This window comes from Vibrio sp. PNB23_22_6 (genome assembly GCF_052877535.1).
In genome coordinates, this window is sequence record NZ_JBNFXP010000001.1 from 201,100 (window position 1) to 218,608 (window position 17,509).

Consider the following 17,509-nt stretch of genomic DNA (forward strand, 5'->3'; position numbering starts at 1 on the left):
AGTGGATGAAAAACTGGAAATTGCTTCTACCAGTTATTATGAGTGGTAGTTTGATTGCTTGTACATCTACGCCAACGACTGAACCTGTAGAGCCTGAAGTGCCTGAAGTGCCTGAAGTGCCAAAGGTGGAAGAGCCGATTAAAGTCGAGCCAGAAGTAAAGCCAGAGGTTGAAACCAAACCTGAAATCGAGCCGGAGAAAAAGCCAACACCTAAACCAGAGAAGGAAACGAAGCCGAAACCCGTAAAGGTACAAAAGACACCTGACGGCATGCTTATCTTGGGGTCAGAAGAGTGGGTGTATGTACCGGCCATCGACCAGACATACAAAGCGCGTATAGATACTGGGGCGACAACATCTTCAATCAGTGCGACCAACATCGTTCCATTCGAACGTGATGGTAAAGATTGGGTTCAGTTCAACGTCGATATCGATGGCAAAGCAAGCAAAGAGTTCAAACTGCCGGTTGAGCGCTGGGCTAAAGTGCGCCAGTCATCATCTGAAGAAGTAGATAAGCGTCCAGTGGTGATGGCTTATATACAAGTAGGTGATTTAAAAGAGCAGACGGAATTTACTCTGACTGAACGTGATCATATGAAGTTTCCAATCTTATTAGGCCGTAGCTTCTTCCGTGATATCGCGGTGGTGGATGCTTCTAAGAAGTATATCCAGAATCAGCCAAGCAAAACGAAAAAGAAATAGAAAGTAGATATACAAAATAGAAATAACAAAAAGCCTCTCGAACGAGAGGCTTTATTCATGTTACGAAAGGCATTCTCGCTTTAAAATGCGAAGCGTGCTGACATCACAAATTGTTGACCGTATACGCCATTGTTCTTAAGGTCTGCCCCCAAAGACAATTGTTGTGTTGAATGGAATCGTGCGCCTAAGTTGTAGACCGTTTTCGAATCATCGTTATCGATCAACTGACCAATACGCCCGTGTAGCTCAACGTTCTGCATGAACCACACTCTAGTGCCAATATTGACTTCAGTTTTCCACTCATCACCGACTTTGTCACTGCCATTCTTCTTAATATTGTGAATCAGCATCTGACCATAAATATCAGAAAGTTGTCCAGCTGGGCCGTTGAAACCGATGCCGCCGGCGATGTCCCAGTCACCACTAAATTTGCTATCAGCACGACCGATAAAGTGGGTGTTCTGAGTAAAGTATGTTGTCACTTCACCACCAAACGTGCCAGGGCTGGTACCCATGCGGAATTCCATCATGTTGTAGTTGAAATTGTTTGCGTGTGCAGAAAGTGGCAAAACAGCGCACAAACCAAAGGCCGCGACCTTTAGAGCTTTACCTAGCATGGGTGTCTCCGGGTAAGAAAAAAATACGAACGAAAAAAGGTCTGCAAAATGCAGACCAAGATTCACAAAGTATCATTTTTGGTGTTTCCCGTCACCTACAGCACTAGGACAAAGTGCGTATGATCATTATTTGGGGAGCAACATTTCCCCAAACACTGTGATTACAAAACAACGAGATGTTCAACTTCAATTTCTGGCTTACTACCGCCTTCGAACTCGCCAAAGAGACGAACTTTAGTCGTTTGATCAATTGGCGTCGTTAGGTGGAGATCATCTTCGAGTTCAACCAACACTTCGGCTGAGCCATCACTGAAGATGAATTGGTCTGCGCGGACTTGACGAAGAAAGTTACCCTCTACTATGACGTCTTTCTCAGTGAACATAGTTGAACCAGCAATAAGGGCGTCGACTTTTTCTACTGTAACAGGACCGTTAAACTGAACGGTTGATTGTCCTTGGTTGTGAGCCTTAGCAAAAGTAACGGTAGGGGCAATAGTAAGTGCAGCAATAGTCGCGATAACGGTGTTTTTCATTCTGTATGTTTCCAATGTAGGTGTTTGTTTTTGATGACGCTATTAAAACAAACCTTATTTGAACCAATACTGATGTAAACGTTCATATTCGATTCATTTTCTTGAGTGAGATACCTACATAACGTTATGATTGCACTCTTTGTTTTCTCTCTAAAAAACAGTCATGAAAGTAGTCATCCCATCGTTAATGGTACAGGGCACCACTTCGGATGCCGGAAAAAGTGTTCTTGTGGCAGGTTTATGCCGTGTGTTAGCGCGAAAAGGGATAAAGGTTGCCCCATTTAAACCACAAAATATGGCACTCAATAGCGCAGTAACCAAAGATGGTGGTGAAATTGGGCGCGCTCAAGCGGTTCAAGCCCAAGCATGCAATATTGAGCCAACCGTTCATATGAACCCTGTACTAATCAAACCGAACAGTGACACTGGCGCGCAGATCATTTTACAAGGCAAAGCGATCTCCAATATGGATGCGGTGGGGTTTCACGACTATAAAAAGATAGCGATGACGACAGTGTTAGATTCTTTCGCTCATTTAACGCGAGAGTTTGAGTCGGTCATGATAGAAGGTGCGGGTAGTCCGGCTGAAATTAACTTGAGAGACAATGACATTGCCAACATGGGCTTTGCCGAGGAGGCCGATGTCCCGGTGATCATCGTGGCGGATATTGATCGAGGTGGTGTTTTTGCTCACTTGTACGGCACATTGGCGCTGCTTTCTAAATCAGAACAAGACCGAGTAAAAGGTTTCGTCATTAACCGATTTCGAGGTGACGTCAGCTTGCTGCAATCGGGATTGGATTGGTTGGAAGAGAAAACCGGTAAGCCAGTGTTAGGCGTATTACCATACTTGCATGGCCTTAATTTAGAAGCAGAAGATGCCATAACCGACCGGCAAACATTGACTAACGACGTAAAACTTAATGTAGTTGTGCCGGTGTTCCCACGTATAAGCAACCATACTGATTTTGATGCGCTTCGCCTCAATCCTGATATTAATCTGCGCTACATTGGAAAAGGTGAAGCTTTGGGTAGATCTGATTTGATTGTCCTACCGGGTTCTAAATCTGTGAGAGATGATCTGGATTACCTAAGAAGCCAAGGTTGGGACAAAGATATCCAACGCCACATTCGGCTTGGCGGTAAAGTTATCGGCATTTGTGGCGGGTATCAGATGTTAGGCAAGTTTATTAAAGACCCTCTTGGTGTGGAAGGGGCTCCGGGTACAAGTCAAGGCCTGGGGTTACTCGATATTGAAACCGTGCTTACCGACAGTAAGCGATTAACTCATACCGAAGGTGAGTTACACCTAAATAATCATTGCGTTAAAGTGAAAGGTTACGAGATCCATGTGGGGCAAAGCGAAGTGAAAGGCACTCAACCGCTTAAGTTAGCATCCGGTGAACTCGAAGGGGCGATAAGTCACTGTGGACATATAATGGGTACATACCTACATGGGCTTTTCGATGAAATCGAGGTACTCACGGCAGTCACACAATGGGTGAATGGTGCTCAAATCAAACAACAAGACTTTGCTGCACTCAAAGAGCAGGGCCTTAATCGTATCGCGGACGCGATAGAGCAACATATAAATCTTGACTTTATGTTCAAATGAAACCAGTTTTTAACGGTTTAAAAGTAAGTAGAGATTCTGATCTACTGCCTAATTTTTCCCCGTCTCGTACCGGAGTGATTTTATGAAAGCATGGAAGCGTTATGCTTGCCTTGCAGCAATATTGAGCGTTTCATCAACAGTGAACGCCGCGATGGATCTTAAAGTGTATGCCGCCTCGTCGTTGACGAACGTGATTGACACAATTGCACAAGATTTTGAGAGCCAATACGATATATCGGTAACACCAGTCTATGGCGGTTCTTCATCGATTGCTCGGCAAGTTCTAAGTGGCGCTCCGGCTGATATTGTAATTCTTGCGAATGCTAAGTGGATGAATTACTTAGTGAAGTCCGAAGTTGTTAAAGGTGACAATGTCACTGATTTGGTGCGTAATAGTTTAGTTGTGATTACGCCAAACACCTCAAAGGTAGAGACTTTCGATTTATCAGATGTCAGCGCCTGGGAAAATATACTGAATGGTCACCGTTTAGCAATTGGCAATCCCGCCACAGTGCCAGCAGGTATGTATGCAAAAGAATCTCTCAGTAATCTAGGTGTATGGAAAAGTGTGGAGCGACAAGTTGCACCAGCAAAAAATGTTCGTTTAGCGTTAACATTCGTAGAAAGAGATGAGACACCACTTGGCATTGTATATAAAACGGATGCACAACTGTCTGACAAAGTGAAAATCGTAGGTGAGATTGCCGATGATACTCACGCAGACATTGTTTACCCTGCTGCACTGGTAAAAAATTCGACTCAATCTGCGCGCTTTTTTCAATACCTAAAGTCTGATGACGCCAAACGCGTGTTTGCGCAGTATGGTTTTCAATAATAAGGGGACAGTGTGACAGAACTTGAATACCAAGCCCTAATGTTAAGCCTTAAAGTTGGCGGTTATGCCGTACTTTGGTTGATTCCTGTCGGCATTTTTCTCGCTTGGTTACTTTCTCGAAAAGAGTTCTTTGGAAAATCTCTTCTCGATAGTTTAATTCACCTTCCATTAGTATTACCGCCTGTCGTCATCGGTTACCTGCTGTTGATCTCAATAGGAAGGCAGGGGTTACTTGGCCGTTGGTTATATGATCACTTTGGCTTAGTGTTCAGCTTTAATTGGAAGGGGGCGGTTGTTGCTTGTATCGTCGTAGCATTGCCTTTGATGGTGCGATCTGTCCGTTTGAGCCTAGACAACGTTGACCCCAAATTAGAACATGCGGCATCAACTCTGGGGGCTTCTCCTTTAAGAGTGTTTCTTACCATCACGCTACCGTTAACCATTCCGGGTATTATTACAGGGACGATGCTCTCTTTTGCGCGTAGCCTTGGGGAATTTGGCGCAACCATCAGTTTTGTGTCTAATATTCCCGGGGAAACACAAACCATCCCATTGGCAATGTACAACTTCATAGAGACGCCAGGTGCCGAGATGGAAGCGGCACGCCTCTGTATCATTTCTATTGCGTTGGCACTGTCTACTTTGATGATTTCTGATTGGTTGAATCGTAAGTCAGCTAAGCGTTTAGGAACCAAGCGATGAACATAGAAATACAATTTAAACAATCACTTGGTGAAACGAACTTTGATATAGACTTATTGTTACCGGGTAACGGAATAAGTGCATTATTTGGTCGCTCTGGTGCAGGAAAAACCACACTTATCAATGTCATCAGCGGTCTTGTCACACCAACACATGGTAAAGTCGTCGTTGGCGAACATGTGTTATTTGATAGCGACAAAGGCATCAACTTACCCACACATAAGCGCAAGATTGGTTATGTATTTCAGGACTCTCGGTTGTTTCCGCATTATTCAGTTAACGGAAATTTACTTTATGGCGTGACAAGCAAAGATGACATCTACTTTGATAAAGTGACAGAGTTATTGGCGATCAAGCCTCTGTTAAAACGTTTTCCGGTCTCTTTGTCAGGCGGAGAGAAGCAACGTGTTGCTATCGCGCGAGCATTGCTGTCGAAACCGAGCCTGCTTTTAATGGATGAACCGCTTGCATCCTTGGATATGCCCCGTAAACGGGAAGTGATGCCTTTTCTAGAAGAACTCTCTGAGCAGGTAAATATCCCTATCATCTACGTCACGCACAGCTTACAAGAGATTTTACGCCTTGCTCAACATTTGTCGATCCTAGATGAAGGGCGAATCATGACGTCCGGAAAGTTAGAAGAAGTGTGGGCATCTCACTCTATGCGTCCTTGGCAGTCTTTTTCAGACCACAGCAGCTTATTTGAAGGTAAGATTGAAGGACACCATAGCAAATACGCGCTTACGTGCGTCAAACTCGCTCCTAAGGCTTGTTTGTGGGTACAAAAGATCGATGGTGATCCGGGAACGCCCATTCGCTTACAAGTACGTTCAAATGATGTGTCTATTACGCTAGAAAAACCCGTCGCCACCTCAATTCGTAATGTGCTATCCGCAACCGTCGCTTCGATAGAGGCGTTTAATCCCGGTGAAGACAAACAGAGTATCACCGTTTCATTGCGTCTTGATGATGACTGCTTATTATGGGCAACCATTACGCCTTGGGCATTAGATGATCTAAACCTAAAAATTGGCGATGAGGTATATGCGCAGGTAAAAGGGGTCAGTGTCACACAACGAGATATCGCGTTTTCTCCTCACTGATACCAATCGTAGATACACAAAAGGCCGCATTTGCGGCCTTTATTATTAGCGTATTACAGAGAGTGTGGGAATTACTTCGCGAATACTTCTTTGAATTCACGTTTAAGAAGTGGGTCACGACGTGCTTTCTTCATTTGCTTAACCATGTCTTTCACACAATTGTGAAGAACATTATCAAGCAACTGAGCACGGTACTCTTCTTTGTCTTCATCTGTCATATTTTCAGGCAGATTTAGCGTTGGGAACTCTTCCATTACGTTTAGACCAGCAAAAGCTTGGCCTACTGATACTAGAGCGTGGAATTGCTCAAAGTTGTCCAAAATGTTTTGTGCGCTTGCAGGCATATCATCCCAAGATGCGCGTACAGCTTCTTCAGAAACTTCATGGATAGAGGTAACCATTTCGAACATTTGCTCTGGAACTTCGTCAAATTCGATAACTTTACGTAGTTCAGGCGAAATGGTTGCTAGATCAATTTTTTTGCTTTCGTTGTTAGTTGCTTCTGACATGCTGTGTCTCTCGTTACAAAAGGCGGGAATATTAATACCAAATGCATCAAATAGCTACTATAAGAACTATTTGAATACGTGACCATTCAACAAAAAAATATAGCACTTATCTGGATATTTGATGCATATACTGCCGAAAATAAGCGCGGACATGTTACAGTGTCACCAATGTAAACAAGGTATTTGTGACGATAACCCTTTTTACAGTTCACCATCAACAACGAGGTTAAGCATGGTTGTACTTCACACAGTTTCGACCTGCTTTTTTCGCTTTATACAATGCTTCGTCAGCGAGTTTAATCACATCGGCAGGGTTACGCTCACTTCGACTGTCAGCCACACCAAAGCTTGCGGTCACCGACACCGTGTTTCTTTGTGCATTTGCGCTACCGCGCTTTTTTCGGCCTTGTTTGTTATCTTCCGGGCGAGAGTCTTGATCACGTAGAATCATTTCGTATTGCGCGACCTGTTTGCGAATTTCTTCTAAATGCAGTTTGCACTCGTCAGCATATTTACCTTTAAAAACAATGGTGAATTCTTCACCACCAAAACGGTAAACGTTTGCACCGCCTTGGGTCTTCAATAAGCGAGAGGCCACCATTTTTAGCACGTCATCGCCAGTGTCATGGCCGTAAGTGTCGTTAAACTTTTTAAAATGGTCGACATCAAGCATCGCAATCGTGAATTTTCTACCCATGTGTTTTAGATCTAAATCTAAAGCTCGTCGGCTAGGAATTAAAGTTAGGCTATCAGTAAAGGCGAGTTGATGGCTTGCAGAAGTTGAGTAGAGAATAATGACGAGGCCAGCAATGGTGAACATGGTGCTAGAGATATACTGAATATCAAAAAAGATGAATGTCGCAGACGCTAACACCATTGCTGAATATGCCATCGCATGAATGATTTTGTTCTTTCTCAATACAAGAATACCAAGAAAACAAACAATACCAGCGCAATACAACACCAAAACTAATGGTAAGTGAGAGACGTTAAGCACGATAAATAGTATGCCACTCGTCCACTCTTCAAATCCCCCCTCAATGTAGTACGTCAAGGTCACGTATGACCAAAACACAAACATGAGCAGTAATAAAATGTAAGTTAAAGTCGATTTAGAATCAAAGCCATCTTTATTAAAAAGAAAAACGGCAAGAAATGAGACAGGAAGGAGAGTCGCTAAAATGGCCAGTTCAAGAAGGGTTGTCCCGGTTCTCAGCGGAACTTGAAGCCGATTTTGTATTACGAAGTATGCAAGCAACAATGCGATGCATAGCATTGATTCACGACCTTGCTTAAATGAATAGCACATGATTAATGCACAAATTAGCAAAATATATGGCATATTTGCAGCAATGCCCCAGTTAGATTGAGTCATCAATATGATGCTTTCCATACTAAGGCAGACCACTCCAAGCAATAACAGCGGGAATAGAAATCTAAAGCCTGATGATGTCATTAAAGATGATGCCATCTACTATATTTTACCTAGAAGTCGTGTATGTCTGTATTTTCAAATCATCATTATATCAACTGACACTATGAAAATTAACAACAATACGTGTGTTTGTTCATTTTCCAAGTAATTTGAGGCCTACCACGGGTAAATAAACATAAAGTTGATTAAATTAAGAGCAATCAACAAGTTGTCTCGAGGACCCAGTGCTATACTTAGTTTGTTGAACCATGGAGGACCGTCGATGCAAATCAGTTCTGATGTACACAATTATATGGAAACCTTGGTTGGTCAAGTGCTCAGTTCGAATAAATATGCGGAACATTATGACAATGAACAGTTAGCTGATATTGCCTGTCTCGCATTAATTCAACTAAAACCCGTATATATCCGACACGACATTGATTTTTTATCAGCATTGCCAGAGGTTAAACTTGTGCAGTTCAAGACAAGCGTCGATGTCGCTGTAGAGAATGCCGTTGTGATGATTCAACAAGATAGACGAATGAATCGTAACAATAATAAGCCTGTAATTTTCTCGCATACCCGTTATGATGAGGACAAAGAACTGGATTGGTTCGAAAAACCGATCCTCAACGTCAATATAAAATAATCAATGCTTGTTCCTTGTGAAGTCAAGGATAAGTATTCCCAAGGAGGAGTCGTGGGATTTTTTTCGCGCTTGTTTGGTCGCAACGAGAAGGCGGCAGTAGTTAACGAGGTTGATCCAGTCGAATACAAAGGCTTTTTGATTTACCAGCAAAGCATCGCAGAGGGCGGCCAATATCGCATCGCTGGTCGCATTGAAAAGGACATTGAAGGTGAGGTGAAAACTCATCGTTTTATTCGGTCCGATGTTCTGGGTTCAGAGCAAGATGCAAACGAATTAATGCTAAAAAAGGCCCAGATGTTTATTGACCAAATGGGTGAAAAAATATTCGATTAAGAACTCACTTCAACTTGATTCGAATCATCTAAAAGAGAGCCATTAGTGTATATGCTAATGGCTCTTTTTCTTTTTAAGCTTTAAGCGGTTGTAAAATATGTATTTAACTCCAGCCTGGTTGGACCTCTAACTAGTCCGTTTGGTTGTGGTTATTTTTCAAAAGCAAATGGAATATTATTGATTACGAGTCGTTATATGTAATGAAATTTTGAATTTTTGTTACAAAATGCTTGAAGTCGTATTGGACGTTAGATACAACAGAATGACAACAGGGCCATTAACCAAGTCATTGCTGTTCAACTTGGTGTTTAGATGTATTTGTTTACCTATATTATTGGCGTGGTAACAATACAGAATTAAAAAGAATAAGTAAGGCTCTGTTTATAGGATTTATTTATAAATATGTATACAAGGAGTATGCGTTTTGCAAATCGGTGTACCTAGAGAAATACTCGCGGGTGAATCGCGAGTAGCTGCATCACCTAAATCGGTTGAGCAGTTAATTAAGCTGGGGTTCGATGTCGTAATCGAGTCTCGTGCAGGGGTGCTAGCAAGTTTCGATGATGCCGCTTATGAAGCTGCAGGGGCGAAAGTTGTATCTAGTGAAGAAGTATGGAAATCAGATTTGATCCTAAAGGTAAATGCGCCAATCGTAGATGAAGAAAAAGGCATCGACGAAATCGCTTTACTGCCAGATGGCGCGACATTGGTCAGCTTTATCTGGCCAGCTCAAAATTCAGAGTTAATGGAACAACTGTCAAGTAAAAACATCAATGTTCTCGCAATGGACGCGGTTCCTCGTATCTCTCGTGCGCAAGCATTAGACGCACTTTCTTCTATGGCAAACATTGCCGGTTACCGCGCAGTGGTTGAAGCCGCTCATGAATTCGGTCGATTCTTCACAGGTCAAATTACCGCGGCAGGTAAAGTGCCGCCAGCGAAAGTACTGGTTGCGGGTGCAGGTGTAGCAGGTCTTGCTGCAATCGGCGCGGCAGGTAGTCTTGGTGCGATCGTTCGTTCTTTCGATGTACGTCCAGAAGTAAAAGAGCAAGTGGAATCGATGGGCGCAGAGTTCCTAACCGTAGACTTTAAAGAAGACTCAGGTTCAGGTGACGGCTACGCGAAAGAGATGTCTGATGAATTTAACAAGAAAGCGGCTGAGCTATACGCTGAACAAGCGAAAGATGTTGATATCATCATTACGACGGCGTTGATTCCTGGTCGTCCGGCACCGACGTTAATCACCAAAGAGATGGTCGATAGTATGAAAGCGGGCAGCGTGATCGTTGACCTTGCTGCTGCAAACGGTGGTAACTGTGAATACACAGTAAAAGACCAAGTCATCACAACGGAAAATGGCGTAAAAATCGTTGGCTATACCGATATGGTCGGCCGCCTGCCAACACAATCTTCTCAGCTATATGCGACCAACCTTGTAAACCTTCTCAAACTGCTGTGTAAAGAGAAAGATGGCAACATCAATATTGATTTTGAAGATGTTGTACTACGCGGTGTAACTGTCGTTAAAGAAGGCGAAATTACATGGCCTGCACCACCTATTCAGGTCTCAGCGCAGCCTCAAGCAAAACCACAAGACCCAGTTAAACCACAACCAAAAGTTGAAGAACCAACGTCACCAGTGAAGAAATTAGGTGCATTAGCCGTTGGTGTTGGTGCATTTGCATGGGTTGCTTCTGTTGCTCCGGCGGCGTTTCTATCTCACTTCACCGTATTTGTATTGGCATGTGTGGTGGGTTACTACGTGGTTTGGAATGTAACACACGCACTGCACACGCCTTTAATGTCGGTAACCAATGCAATTTCTGGGATTATCGTAGTAGGCGCACTGCTGCAAATTGGTCAAGGCAATGGTGTTGTTACCTTCCTATCAGTCATTGCTGTTCTTATTGCAAGCATAAACATCTTTGGTGGCTTTACCGTGACCAAACGTATGCTTGAAATGTTCCGCAAAGATAAATAATAGGAGTAACCAATGTCTGCAGGATTAGTACAAGCAGCTTATATAATTGCTGCGCTATTTTTCATCTTAAGTCTCGCGGGACTTTCAAAACAAGAATCGGCAAGAAACGGTAACTACTACGGTATTGCGGGTATGGCGATTGCGCTTATTGCGACAATCTTTAGCCCAAATGCGGAAGGGTTCGTGTGGGTCATCATTGCGATGGTTATTGGTGGTAGCATCGGTATCCACTACGCGAAGAAAGTAGAAATGACACAAATGCCAGAACTGGTTGCAATCTTACACAGTTTTGTAGGTATGGCTGCGGTATTGGTAGGTTACAACAGCTACCTAGAGCCACCAGTCGCGGTATCAACTGACCTTGCTGGTATGCACGCTGAGCATGTGATCCACCTTGTGGAAGTATTTCTTGGTGTGTTCATTGGTGCGGTAACCTTCACTGGTTCAGTGGTTGCGTTTGGCAAACTACGCGGCACCATTTCTTCTTCGCCACTGAACTTACCTCATAAACACAAAATGAACCTAGCGGCCATCGTCGTTTCTACGCTTCTTATGATTTACTTCGTAAAAGCGGACGGCAGCATGTTCGCTCTTATCTTAATGACGCTGATAGCTTTTGCATTCGGTTACCACTTGGTCGCGTCCATCGGTGGTGCAGATATGCCAGTTGTAGTTTCAATGCTGAACTCATACTCAGGTTGGGCAGCAGCGGCGGCGGGCTTCATGCTTGCAAACGATCTATTGATCGTAACAGGTGCACTCGTTGGTTCTTCAGGTGCGATCCTTTCTTACATCATGTGTAAAGCAATGAACCGTTCATTCATCAGCGTTATTGCTGGCGGGTTCGGACAAGAAGTTGTGATTTCAAGTGATGAGGAGCACGGCGATTACACTGAGATAAGTACGGAAGAAGTGGCTGAGATTCTGAAGAATTCAAAGTCAGTGATCATCACTCCAGGATACGGTATGGCAGTAGCGCAAGCTCAGTACCCAGTACAGAAAATTACCGAGATACTGCGTTCACAAGGCATTGATGTACGCTTTGGCATTCACCCAGTTGCGGGGCGTCTACCTGGCCACATGAACGTGCTATTGGCAGAGGCGAAAGTACCGTACGATATCGTGCTAGAAATGGACGAGATCAATGACGATTTTCCTCAAACCGATACTGTACTGGTCATTGGTGCAAACGACACAGTAAACCCAGCAGCGCTGGAAGATCCAAACAGCCCAATCGCAGGCATGCCAGTACTGGAAGTTTGGAACGCACAAAACGTTATCGTATTCAAGCGTTCAATGAATACGGGTTACGCAGGGGTTCAGAACCCATTGTTCTTTAAAGAAAACACCTCAATGTTGTTTGGTGATGCAAAAGAAAGTGTTGAAGCTATTTTTAAAGCACTATAAACCAACCGTATAGACCAACCAGGGTCAGCAATCGCTGGCCCTTCTTTGTTCAGCTCATTGTTATAGTATTGCAAATCCTTAGCCCACCTCATGTCTTTTACATATAGATTAATGTATAGTTCCCACTAATTTAAAAAGTAACGGTAACAGTTTGATTAAACAGTTTTTGCTTCGTTCTGTGTTAATGCTGCCACTTATTTCGGCTCCCGCTTTTGCAGATTCATTACCAGAACGGATTGATACATTTACAGAGCTATTTGATTATCAAACGGCCATTAAATCGTATGACATACGCATACTGCAGTCTAATTATCCAACAAAGTTACTTTCTCCAGATTCTATGCTACCGCAGACGGCTGACTACCCACTAAAAGACGTTCAGGAATTATATCGTTTAGCGAATACATGCCGTGGAAAGCTGCCTTTAAGCCCATTAATTACTGAACCTTTAGTGTTTACACGTGCCTTATGTAAAGGGACACAACTTACACCTAGATGGTTTTCCCGCAGTGGACTGATCCACCCGGGAGGCGGTAGTTATGCGGCGCGTTATGTAAACAAATATCCTGAGCTTCATTCCGAGCTTGCGCAGTACATGCACATAAAAGAACGAGAAAATAAAGAAGGGGACGAGTTACTAGCAAGCCTAAAACATATGAACGATGAAGCCATCAACGCACTCATCGCCGGCGCAAGTATGTTTATCGAAGATAAAGAGCTATGGTTACGTCGTGGTGATCATTATTTTGTGTTTTCCCAAGATATATGGCAGGAAAACGTCGAGAAAGCGGGTCTCGCATATAGGTTAGCGTCTGAAAGTCGCAGTTGCTTTGTAAAACGCGGAAACATATGTTGGGATGTGGAAGATCAATCGCAATTGCTTCAGATCAGTATGATCGTTCTTGTCATTGCCAATATTTTGCTGGTGATTGGTTGGACAGTATATCGATGGAATAGCAAGCGAGAAGAGCTCCGTAGCCGAATGCTTGTGCTTCAGATCTTGACCCATGAGTTGAGAACCCCAATTGCATCGCTGTCATTGACTGTGGAAGGCTTTCGTCGAGAATTTGAACATCTTCCCGAGAGCGTTTACGATGAATTCCGTCGATTGTGCGAAGATACACGTCGATTACGTCAGCTAGCAGAGGCCAGTAAAGATTATTTGCAATCAGATAATCAAATGCTTGCAACAGACTGGGTGCCGTCTGTCGCTGAATGGTTAGAATATAAGATAGAAGAAGAATTTGATAACGCTGTACAGTTCAATCTAAATGAAGACGTTGCAGCAAAACTTAACGTATATTGGCTCGGAACCTGTATCGATAACTTGTTGCGCAATGCGCTCAAATATGGTGTTGCACCAGTTGAACTGAATGTCGTTACCAGTGCAGAAAAAATCGTAATTCAAGTCCAAGATGCCGGCAATTTAACTGCCAAAGACTGGGCAAACCTAAGAAAGCCGTTTGTGAGTAAGAGCGGGTTAGGACTTGGCTTAACAATTGTTGAATCTATGGTAGGCCGCATGGGCGGAAAAATGTCCTTAATAGGCCCCCCTACAACCTTTATATTGGAGATACCTTGTGAAACAGACACTGCTTCTCGTTGAGGATGATAAAAACTTAGCTGATGGCCTGTTAGTGAGCCTAGAACAAGCAGGATACGAGTGTTTACATGTGGAACGTATTTCAGACGTTGAACCACAATGGAAAAAGGCGGATCTCGTCATTTTGGATCGCCAACTTCCAGATGGTGACTCAGTGCAGCATCTTCCTGAATGGAAGAAAACCAAAGATATCCCAGTTATTTTATTAACAGCGCTAGTGACCGTTAAAGATAAAGTGGCAGGGCTGGACTCTGGTGCAAACGACTATTTAACGAAACCTTTTGCTGAAGCGGAACTGTTTGCGCGAATTCGTGCTCAACTACGTGCTCCAGATGCGACAGACCAAGCGAACGAAGATAAAGTGATGGCAAAAGATCTTGAAATTGATCGTGCGACCCGTGAAGTTGTTTTTAGAGGGGAGATGATCACACTCACTCGTACTGAATTTGATTTGCTGCTTTTTTTAGCGTCAAACCTTGGCCGAGTGTTTACTCGAGATGAATTGCTTGATCATGTTTGGGGTTACAACCACTTCCCAACAACGCGTACGGTAGACACGCACGTACTTCAATTGCGTCAGAAATTACCTGGGTTAGAAATCGAAACATTACGTGGCGTTGGCTACAAAATGAAAGCATAAGTTAGTAATGAAATCACTACTTCCTGTAGTTCTATCATTGATGATTACGAAACCAGTTCTTGCTATGGACTGGTTTCAATCAAACACACCGTTAACTCAGGCTCACCAGCATCTACTCGAAGATGATCTTGGTGGACTGTTTAACTCCCTTGTCGAACTTTGGCAAAGTGAGCCTAATAAACAAATTATTCCACACCTTAACGATTTATTAGGGCAGTCTTTAGCTAAAGATTGTGGTAAGTCGTTAACAAGTGTCACTCTCCCTGAATGGATTAGTGGTGTTAACGTCATTCGTCAGACTATTCAGAGCCCTGGACGTGATACCTATCGGTTAGTGGTCAAGCTTAGAGCGACCACCGATATTGAAGATATATCATTTCGACGCTGGGTTGATACCTCGATTTCCGGAGACAGCTCTTTCAGTTATGAAGCGCAGAGCCAAGGCATTGAAATTGCGAACGAGCGAAACTACCTTAAGCGCTATAACTTAACCGGTAAAATGGACGCTGGACTGTATCATCTAACAGTACATGCTAAAGATAAGCGCACCTATCGTAGCTGGGTTATTTTGGGGGATTCCGGTTCTTCACAGTATGTACGCTGGACATCAAAAGAGAATTGGAAGGTAGAAAAGAGCGCGTTAAGAAACCCGCATTGCCCCTTACCACAACTGGAAGTTGGCCTATATGATTACGTTGATGGGCAATATAATCAGGTGTGGAACAAAACTTACGAATCAAACTACCCAAATGCGTTAGAGTTAAGTGGCGTTCCTAATGATCGATATGTGTTAGCGGTAAGCATTGATAGTCGTCGTTGGCAGGGCGAAATAATTGTTGAACAAGCGCAAACTATCAGCAGAACCTATGATGTTTCCCTCGAATAATCATTAAAGAAATAACACTTGTGCCGATATAAGATCAGGAAGAACTAAACCACAAGTGTAGTATGAAAACACAATTCAAAATTTTGGCCACGACGGTTCCCGCAGCACTATTTTCAAACGTGGCCTCAGCCGCGACCTATGCAATAGAAGCACGCAGTGACGCTATGGGTGGCGTTGGCACCGTTTCTGCCTCCTACCTTACCGCGCCATTTTTCAACCCAGCGCTTACCGCGATTTACCGCCGCAATGATGATGCAGGTATGATCGTACCAAGCTTTGGTATCAACTATAACGATCAAAACGGGATCATTGATTCTATTGGTCGAATCGGAAAAATGGCACCAACTGACCCAAATTTAATATCAGAACTTGACGCTTTGAACAACAAAACGATGGACTTTGATATTGGTGGCGTTGTCGCTGTTGGTATACCAAACCAGTTTTTGTCTGCAACGGCTTACGGTAAGCTATACACAGAATCCTTTGTTCAGCCTGTTGTTGATACCAACGATCCAGTGAACGCATTAAACAACAGTTATGTAAAAGGCGTCTCGATAGGGGTTGCTGAAGCGGGCATTTCCCTTGCTAAGTACACTAATTTCATGAATCAACACATGTCGTTCGGTATTACGCCTAAGCTACAGCGCATTTACACTTATTCTTATGCAACGAGCTTTGCGGCATTCGACACCAAAGATCTGCGTGAGAACGAAACGGCCGACACCATATTCAACTTAGACGCTGGTGCACTTTGGTTCTTTGGCCCGTATCGCTTAGGCATCTCGGCAAAAAACCTAATGGGCAGCGACATTCACACTAAAGCGTTTACGTACAATGGTACAACGCCAATTGCATCAGAAAAATACAGTATGCGTCCGGTCTACACGGTAGGGGCAGGCTTTGTTGCAGACTATTTTTCTGCAAGTATCGATTATGACTTGAATGAAGAGAAAAAGTTTTCAACGTTTGATGACAACACGCAAATGCTCCGTTCTGGTTTTGAAATTGATGTGCTTCGTCAACTTGCGTTACGTGGTGGTTACATGAAGAATTTAGCACGAACAAACGATGAAGGGACAATCACCGCTGGTATTGGTTTATCTCCATTGAATCTCATCGAGCTTGATATCGCCGCGCAATACACCAACAAAGACGCAATGGGTGCATCGATTAATTTCCTTGCGACATACTAAGCGAATCGTTATAGTCAGCTCCTCAATATGAGGAGCTTTTTTTATGTTTGACGATTTACCACCTCTGTCACATCAAGAACAACAACAAGCTGTAGAACGCATTCAAGAGTTAATGACAAAAGGTACCAGTACCGCAGAAGCCATTAAAATTGTTGCTCAGCAAATTCGAGCTGATTACGCAGCAAAACAACAAGACGAAGCAAATTAAAAAGAGCAGGGCACAGACCCTGCTTTTTCATACCTATCACACTTCTACTGGCGACACCAACCATACTCCGCTTCAATTACTGTTACCGCGTCACCTCAGTTCTGATAAAAAAAACACTGTCACTTGCTGCTGGTTGTTAGTAAAATTTTACTAACTTAAGTTAACCACCACTACATTAACGATAATCAATGCGGGGTACAATGCCACGCATTATAGGTAATTTCTCAAATTACAAAGACTTAGCGAAGAGCTTTCGTCTAAGGTAATCGCTTTGCCAGTCTAGAGTTGTAATTTTATTACGGTGGTGGTCTTCTGCTTTTATTAGCCAGCGTTTTATCCTGTAAAAATCAAAATTCGACGTTGTCACTTATTAATTTTCCTCAATCAGGTAATGATGTATGGCGTGATAAAGACAGTGAGCGCTTGCAGACGCCTACAGATATGGAAACAATTATTCAGCAGCTTTAGGTTAATGAGTGTATCGGCGGCATATATGGCATGAGATTATTTGCCCAAGATAGGCGAGCAATGATCAATAATTTTCACTTCTCGCTCGTTAGTGCGTAGGTTTATGTTT

At 43.3% G+C, this 17,509-nt stretch carries 18 protein-coding genes; 14 read left to right on the forward strand and 4 right to left on the reverse strand.

Features of this window, described 5'->3' with window-relative positions; all coding sequences use genetic code 11:
* The first annotated feature begins 5 nt into the window (after window positions 1-5).
* Window positions 6-701 carry a putative ATP-dependent zinc protease gene (locus tag ACVA54_RS00930; protein WP_119463864.1) on the forward strand — a complete coding sequence of 232 codons (696 nt, stop codon included), beginning with the start codon at window positions 6-8 and terminating at the stop codon, window positions 699-701.
* 80 nt (window positions 702-781) lie between these two features.
* Here ACVA54_RS00930 and ACVA54_RS00935 read toward each other — a convergent pair whose 3' ends face one another.
* Window positions 782-1,318, reverse strand: coding sequence for a hypothetical protein (locus tag ACVA54_RS00935; RefSeq protein WP_446649318.1), 537 nt, complete (start codon window positions 1,316-1,318; stop codon window positions 782-784).
* A gap of 161 nt (window positions 1,319-1,479) precedes the next feature.
* Complete coding sequence (locus ACVA54_RS00940) at window positions 1,480-1,851, reverse strand: YgiW/YdeI family stress tolerance OB fold protein (protein WP_099077773.1); 372 nt, start codon at window positions 1,849-1,851, stop codon at window positions 1,480-1,482.
* Window positions 1,852-2,014: 163 nt separating this feature from the next.
* Between ACVA54_RS00940 and ACVA54_RS00945 the strand changes: the two genes are divergently transcribed.
* The 4 genes from ACVA54_RS00945 to modC all read left to right on the forward strand — a co-directional run bounded on the left by ACVA54_RS00945 (window position 2,015) and on the right by modC (window position 6,106).
* Window positions 2,015-3,466 carry a cobyric acid synthase gene (locus ACVA54_RS00945; RefSeq protein ID WP_446642443.1) on the forward strand — a complete coding sequence of 484 codons (1,452 nt, stop codon included), beginning with the start codon at window positions 2,015-2,017 and terminating at the stop codon, window positions 3,464-3,466.
* Window positions 3,467-3,548: 82 nt separating this feature from the next.
* Window positions 3,549-4,301, forward strand: a complete 753-nt coding sequence (modA, locus tag ACVA54_RS00950; RefSeq protein WP_446596360.1) for a molybdate ABC transporter substrate-binding protein — start codon at window positions 3,549-3,551, stop codon at window positions 4,299-4,301.
* Window positions 4,302-4,313: 12 nt separating this feature from the next.
* Window positions 4,314-5,003, forward strand: coding sequence for a molybdate ABC transporter permease subunit (gene modB / locus ACVA54_RS00955; RefSeq protein WP_099077770.1), 690 nt, complete (start codon window positions 4,314-4,316; stop codon window positions 5,001-5,003).
* Window positions 5,000-6,106 carry a molybdenum ABC transporter ATP-binding protein ModC gene (gene modC / locus ACVA54_RS00960; RefSeq protein ID WP_446608472.1) on the forward strand — a complete coding sequence of 369 codons (1,107 nt, stop codon included), beginning with the start codon at window positions 5,000-5,002 and terminating at the stop codon, window positions 6,104-6,106. Before modB ends, modC begins: the two co-directional genes overlap by 4 nt.
* Window positions 6,107-6,177: 71 nt before the next feature.
* Here the strand turns inward: modC and ACVA54_RS00965 are convergent, their stop codons facing one another.
* Both ACVA54_RS00965 and ACVA54_RS00970 read right to left on the reverse strand, forming a co-directional pair.
* A complete protein-coding gene (locus ACVA54_RS00965; protein ID WP_099077768.1) occupies window positions 6,178-6,615 on the reverse strand; it encodes a DUF3069 domain-containing protein in 438 nt (145 codons plus the stop codon).
* Between the two features lie 226 nt (window positions 6,616-6,841).
* Window positions 6,842-8,086, reverse strand: a complete 1,245-nt coding sequence (locus tag ACVA54_RS00970) for a GGDEF domain-containing protein (protein ID WP_446617094.1) — start codon at window positions 8,084-8,086, stop codon at window positions 6,842-6,844.
* A gap of 226 nt (window positions 8,087-8,312) precedes the next feature.
* Here ACVA54_RS00970 and ACVA54_RS00975 point away from each other — a divergent pair, with 226 nt between their 5' ends.
* The 9 genes from ACVA54_RS00975 (at window position 8,313) to ACVA54_RS01015 (ending at window position 16,932) form a co-directional block, all read left to right on the forward strand.
* Window positions 8,313-8,681, forward strand: a complete 369-nt coding sequence (locus ACVA54_RS00975) for a late competence development ComFB family protein (protein WP_446608474.1) — start codon at window positions 8,313-8,315, stop codon at window positions 8,679-8,681.
* Window positions 8,682-8,732: 51 nt separating this feature from the next.
* Entirely contained in the window at window positions 8,733-9,014 is a 282-nt protein-coding gene (locus ACVA54_RS00980) for an HlyU family transcriptional regulator (RefSeq protein ID WP_119463868.1), read from the forward strand.
* 424 nt (window positions 9,015-9,438) lie between these two features.
* On the forward strand, window positions 9,439-10,995 hold the full coding sequence (locus tag ACVA54_RS00985; protein WP_446644178.1) for a Re/Si-specific NAD(P)(+) transhydrogenase subunit alpha: 1,557 nt from the start codon (window positions 9,439-9,441) through the stop codon (window positions 10,993-10,995).
* A 12-nt stretch (window positions 10,996-11,007) separates the two neighbouring features.
* Entirely contained in the window at window positions 11,008-12,402 is a 1,395-nt protein-coding gene (gene pntB / locus ACVA54_RS00990; protein ID WP_099077763.1) for a Re/Si-specific NAD(P)(+) transhydrogenase subunit beta, read from the forward strand.
* Between the two features lie 184 nt (window positions 12,403-12,586).
* Window positions 12,587-14,008 carry a sensor histidine kinase VxrA gene (gene vxrA / locus ACVA54_RS00995; protein ID WP_301182215.1) on the forward strand — a complete coding sequence of 474 codons (1,422 nt, stop codon included), beginning with the start codon at window positions 12,587-12,589 and terminating at the stop codon, window positions 14,006-14,008.
* Window positions 13,983-14,645, forward strand: coding sequence for a response regulator transcription factor VxrB (gene vxrB, locus ACVA54_RS01000; protein ID WP_099077761.1), 663 nt, complete (start codon window positions 13,983-13,985; stop codon window positions 14,643-14,645). Before vxrA ends, vxrB begins: the two co-directional genes overlap by 26 nt.
* 7 nt (window positions 14,646-14,652) lie before the next feature.
* Window positions 14,653-15,531, forward strand: a complete 879-nt coding sequence (locus ACVA54_RS01005) for a DUF2861 family protein (RefSeq protein WP_446649319.1) — start codon at window positions 14,653-14,655, stop codon at window positions 15,529-15,531.
* Between the two features lie 62 nt (window positions 15,532-15,593).
* On the forward strand, window positions 15,594-16,724 hold the full coding sequence (locus tag ACVA54_RS01010; RefSeq protein WP_446649320.1) for a conjugal transfer protein TraF: 1,131 nt from the start codon (window positions 15,594-15,596) through the stop codon (window positions 16,722-16,724).
* 43 nt (window positions 16,725-16,767) lie between these two features.
* Window positions 16,768-16,932, forward strand: a complete 165-nt coding sequence (locus ACVA54_RS01015; protein WP_099077758.1) for a YoaH family protein — start codon at window positions 16,768-16,770, stop codon at window positions 16,930-16,932.
* The last annotated feature ends 577 nt before the right edge of the window (window positions 16,933-17,509 follow it).

Bases quoted from the DNA above. Each gene is read 5' to 3' on its own strand.
- modC (WP_446608472.1), top strand. From the start codon at position 5,000: ATGAACATAGAAATACAATTTAAACAATCACTTGGTGAAACGAACTTT.
- ACVA54_RS01015 (WP_099077758.1), top strand. From the start codon at position 16,768: ATGTTTGACGATTTACCACCTCTGTCACATCAAGAACAACAACAAGCT.
- ACVA54_RS01005 (WP_446649319.1), top strand. From the start codon at position 14,653: ATGAAATCACTACTTCCTGTAGTTCTATCATTGATGATTACGAAACCA.
- ACVA54_RS00935 (WP_446649318.1), bottom strand. From the start codon at position 1,318: ATGCTAGGTAAAGCTCTAAAGGTCGCGGCCTTTGGTTTGTGCGCTGTT.
- ACVA54_RS00965 (WP_099077768.1), bottom strand. From the start codon at position 6,615: ATGTCAGAAGCAACTAACAACGAAAGCAAAAAAATTGATCTAGCAACC.
- modA (WP_446596360.1), top strand. From the start codon at position 3,549: ATGAAAGCATGGAAGCGTTATGCTTGCCTTGCAGCAATATTGAGCGTT.
- ACVA54_RS00970 (WP_446617094.1), bottom strand. From the start codon at position 8,086: ATGGCATCATCTTTAATGACATCATCAGGCTTTAGATTTCTATTCCCG.
- ACVA54_RS00940 (WP_099077773.1), bottom strand. From the start codon at position 1,851: ATGAAAAACACCGTTATCGCGACTATTGCTGCACTTACTATTGCCCCT.
- ACVA54_RS00975 (WP_446608474.1), top strand. From the start codon at position 8,313: ATGCAAATCAGTTCTGATGTACACAATTATATGGAAACCTTGGTTGGT.
- ACVA54_RS00945 (WP_446642443.1), top strand. From the start codon at position 2,015: ATGAAAGTAGTCATCCCATCGTTAATGGTACAGGGCACCACTTCGGAT.
- vxrA (WP_301182215.1), top strand. From the start codon at position 12,587: ATGCTGCCACTTATTTCGGCTCCCGCTTTTGCAGATTCATTACCAGAA.
- pntB (WP_099077763.1), top strand. From the start codon at position 11,008: ATGTCTGCAGGATTAGTACAAGCAGCTTATATAATTGCTGCGCTATTT.
- ACVA54_RS00930 (WP_119463864.1), top strand. From the start codon at position 6: ATGAAAAACTGGAAATTGCTTCTACCAGTTATTATGAGTGGTAGTTTG.
- ACVA54_RS01010 (WP_446649320.1), top strand. From the start codon at position 15,594: ATGAAAACACAATTCAAAATTTTGGCCACGACGGTTCCCGCAGCACTA.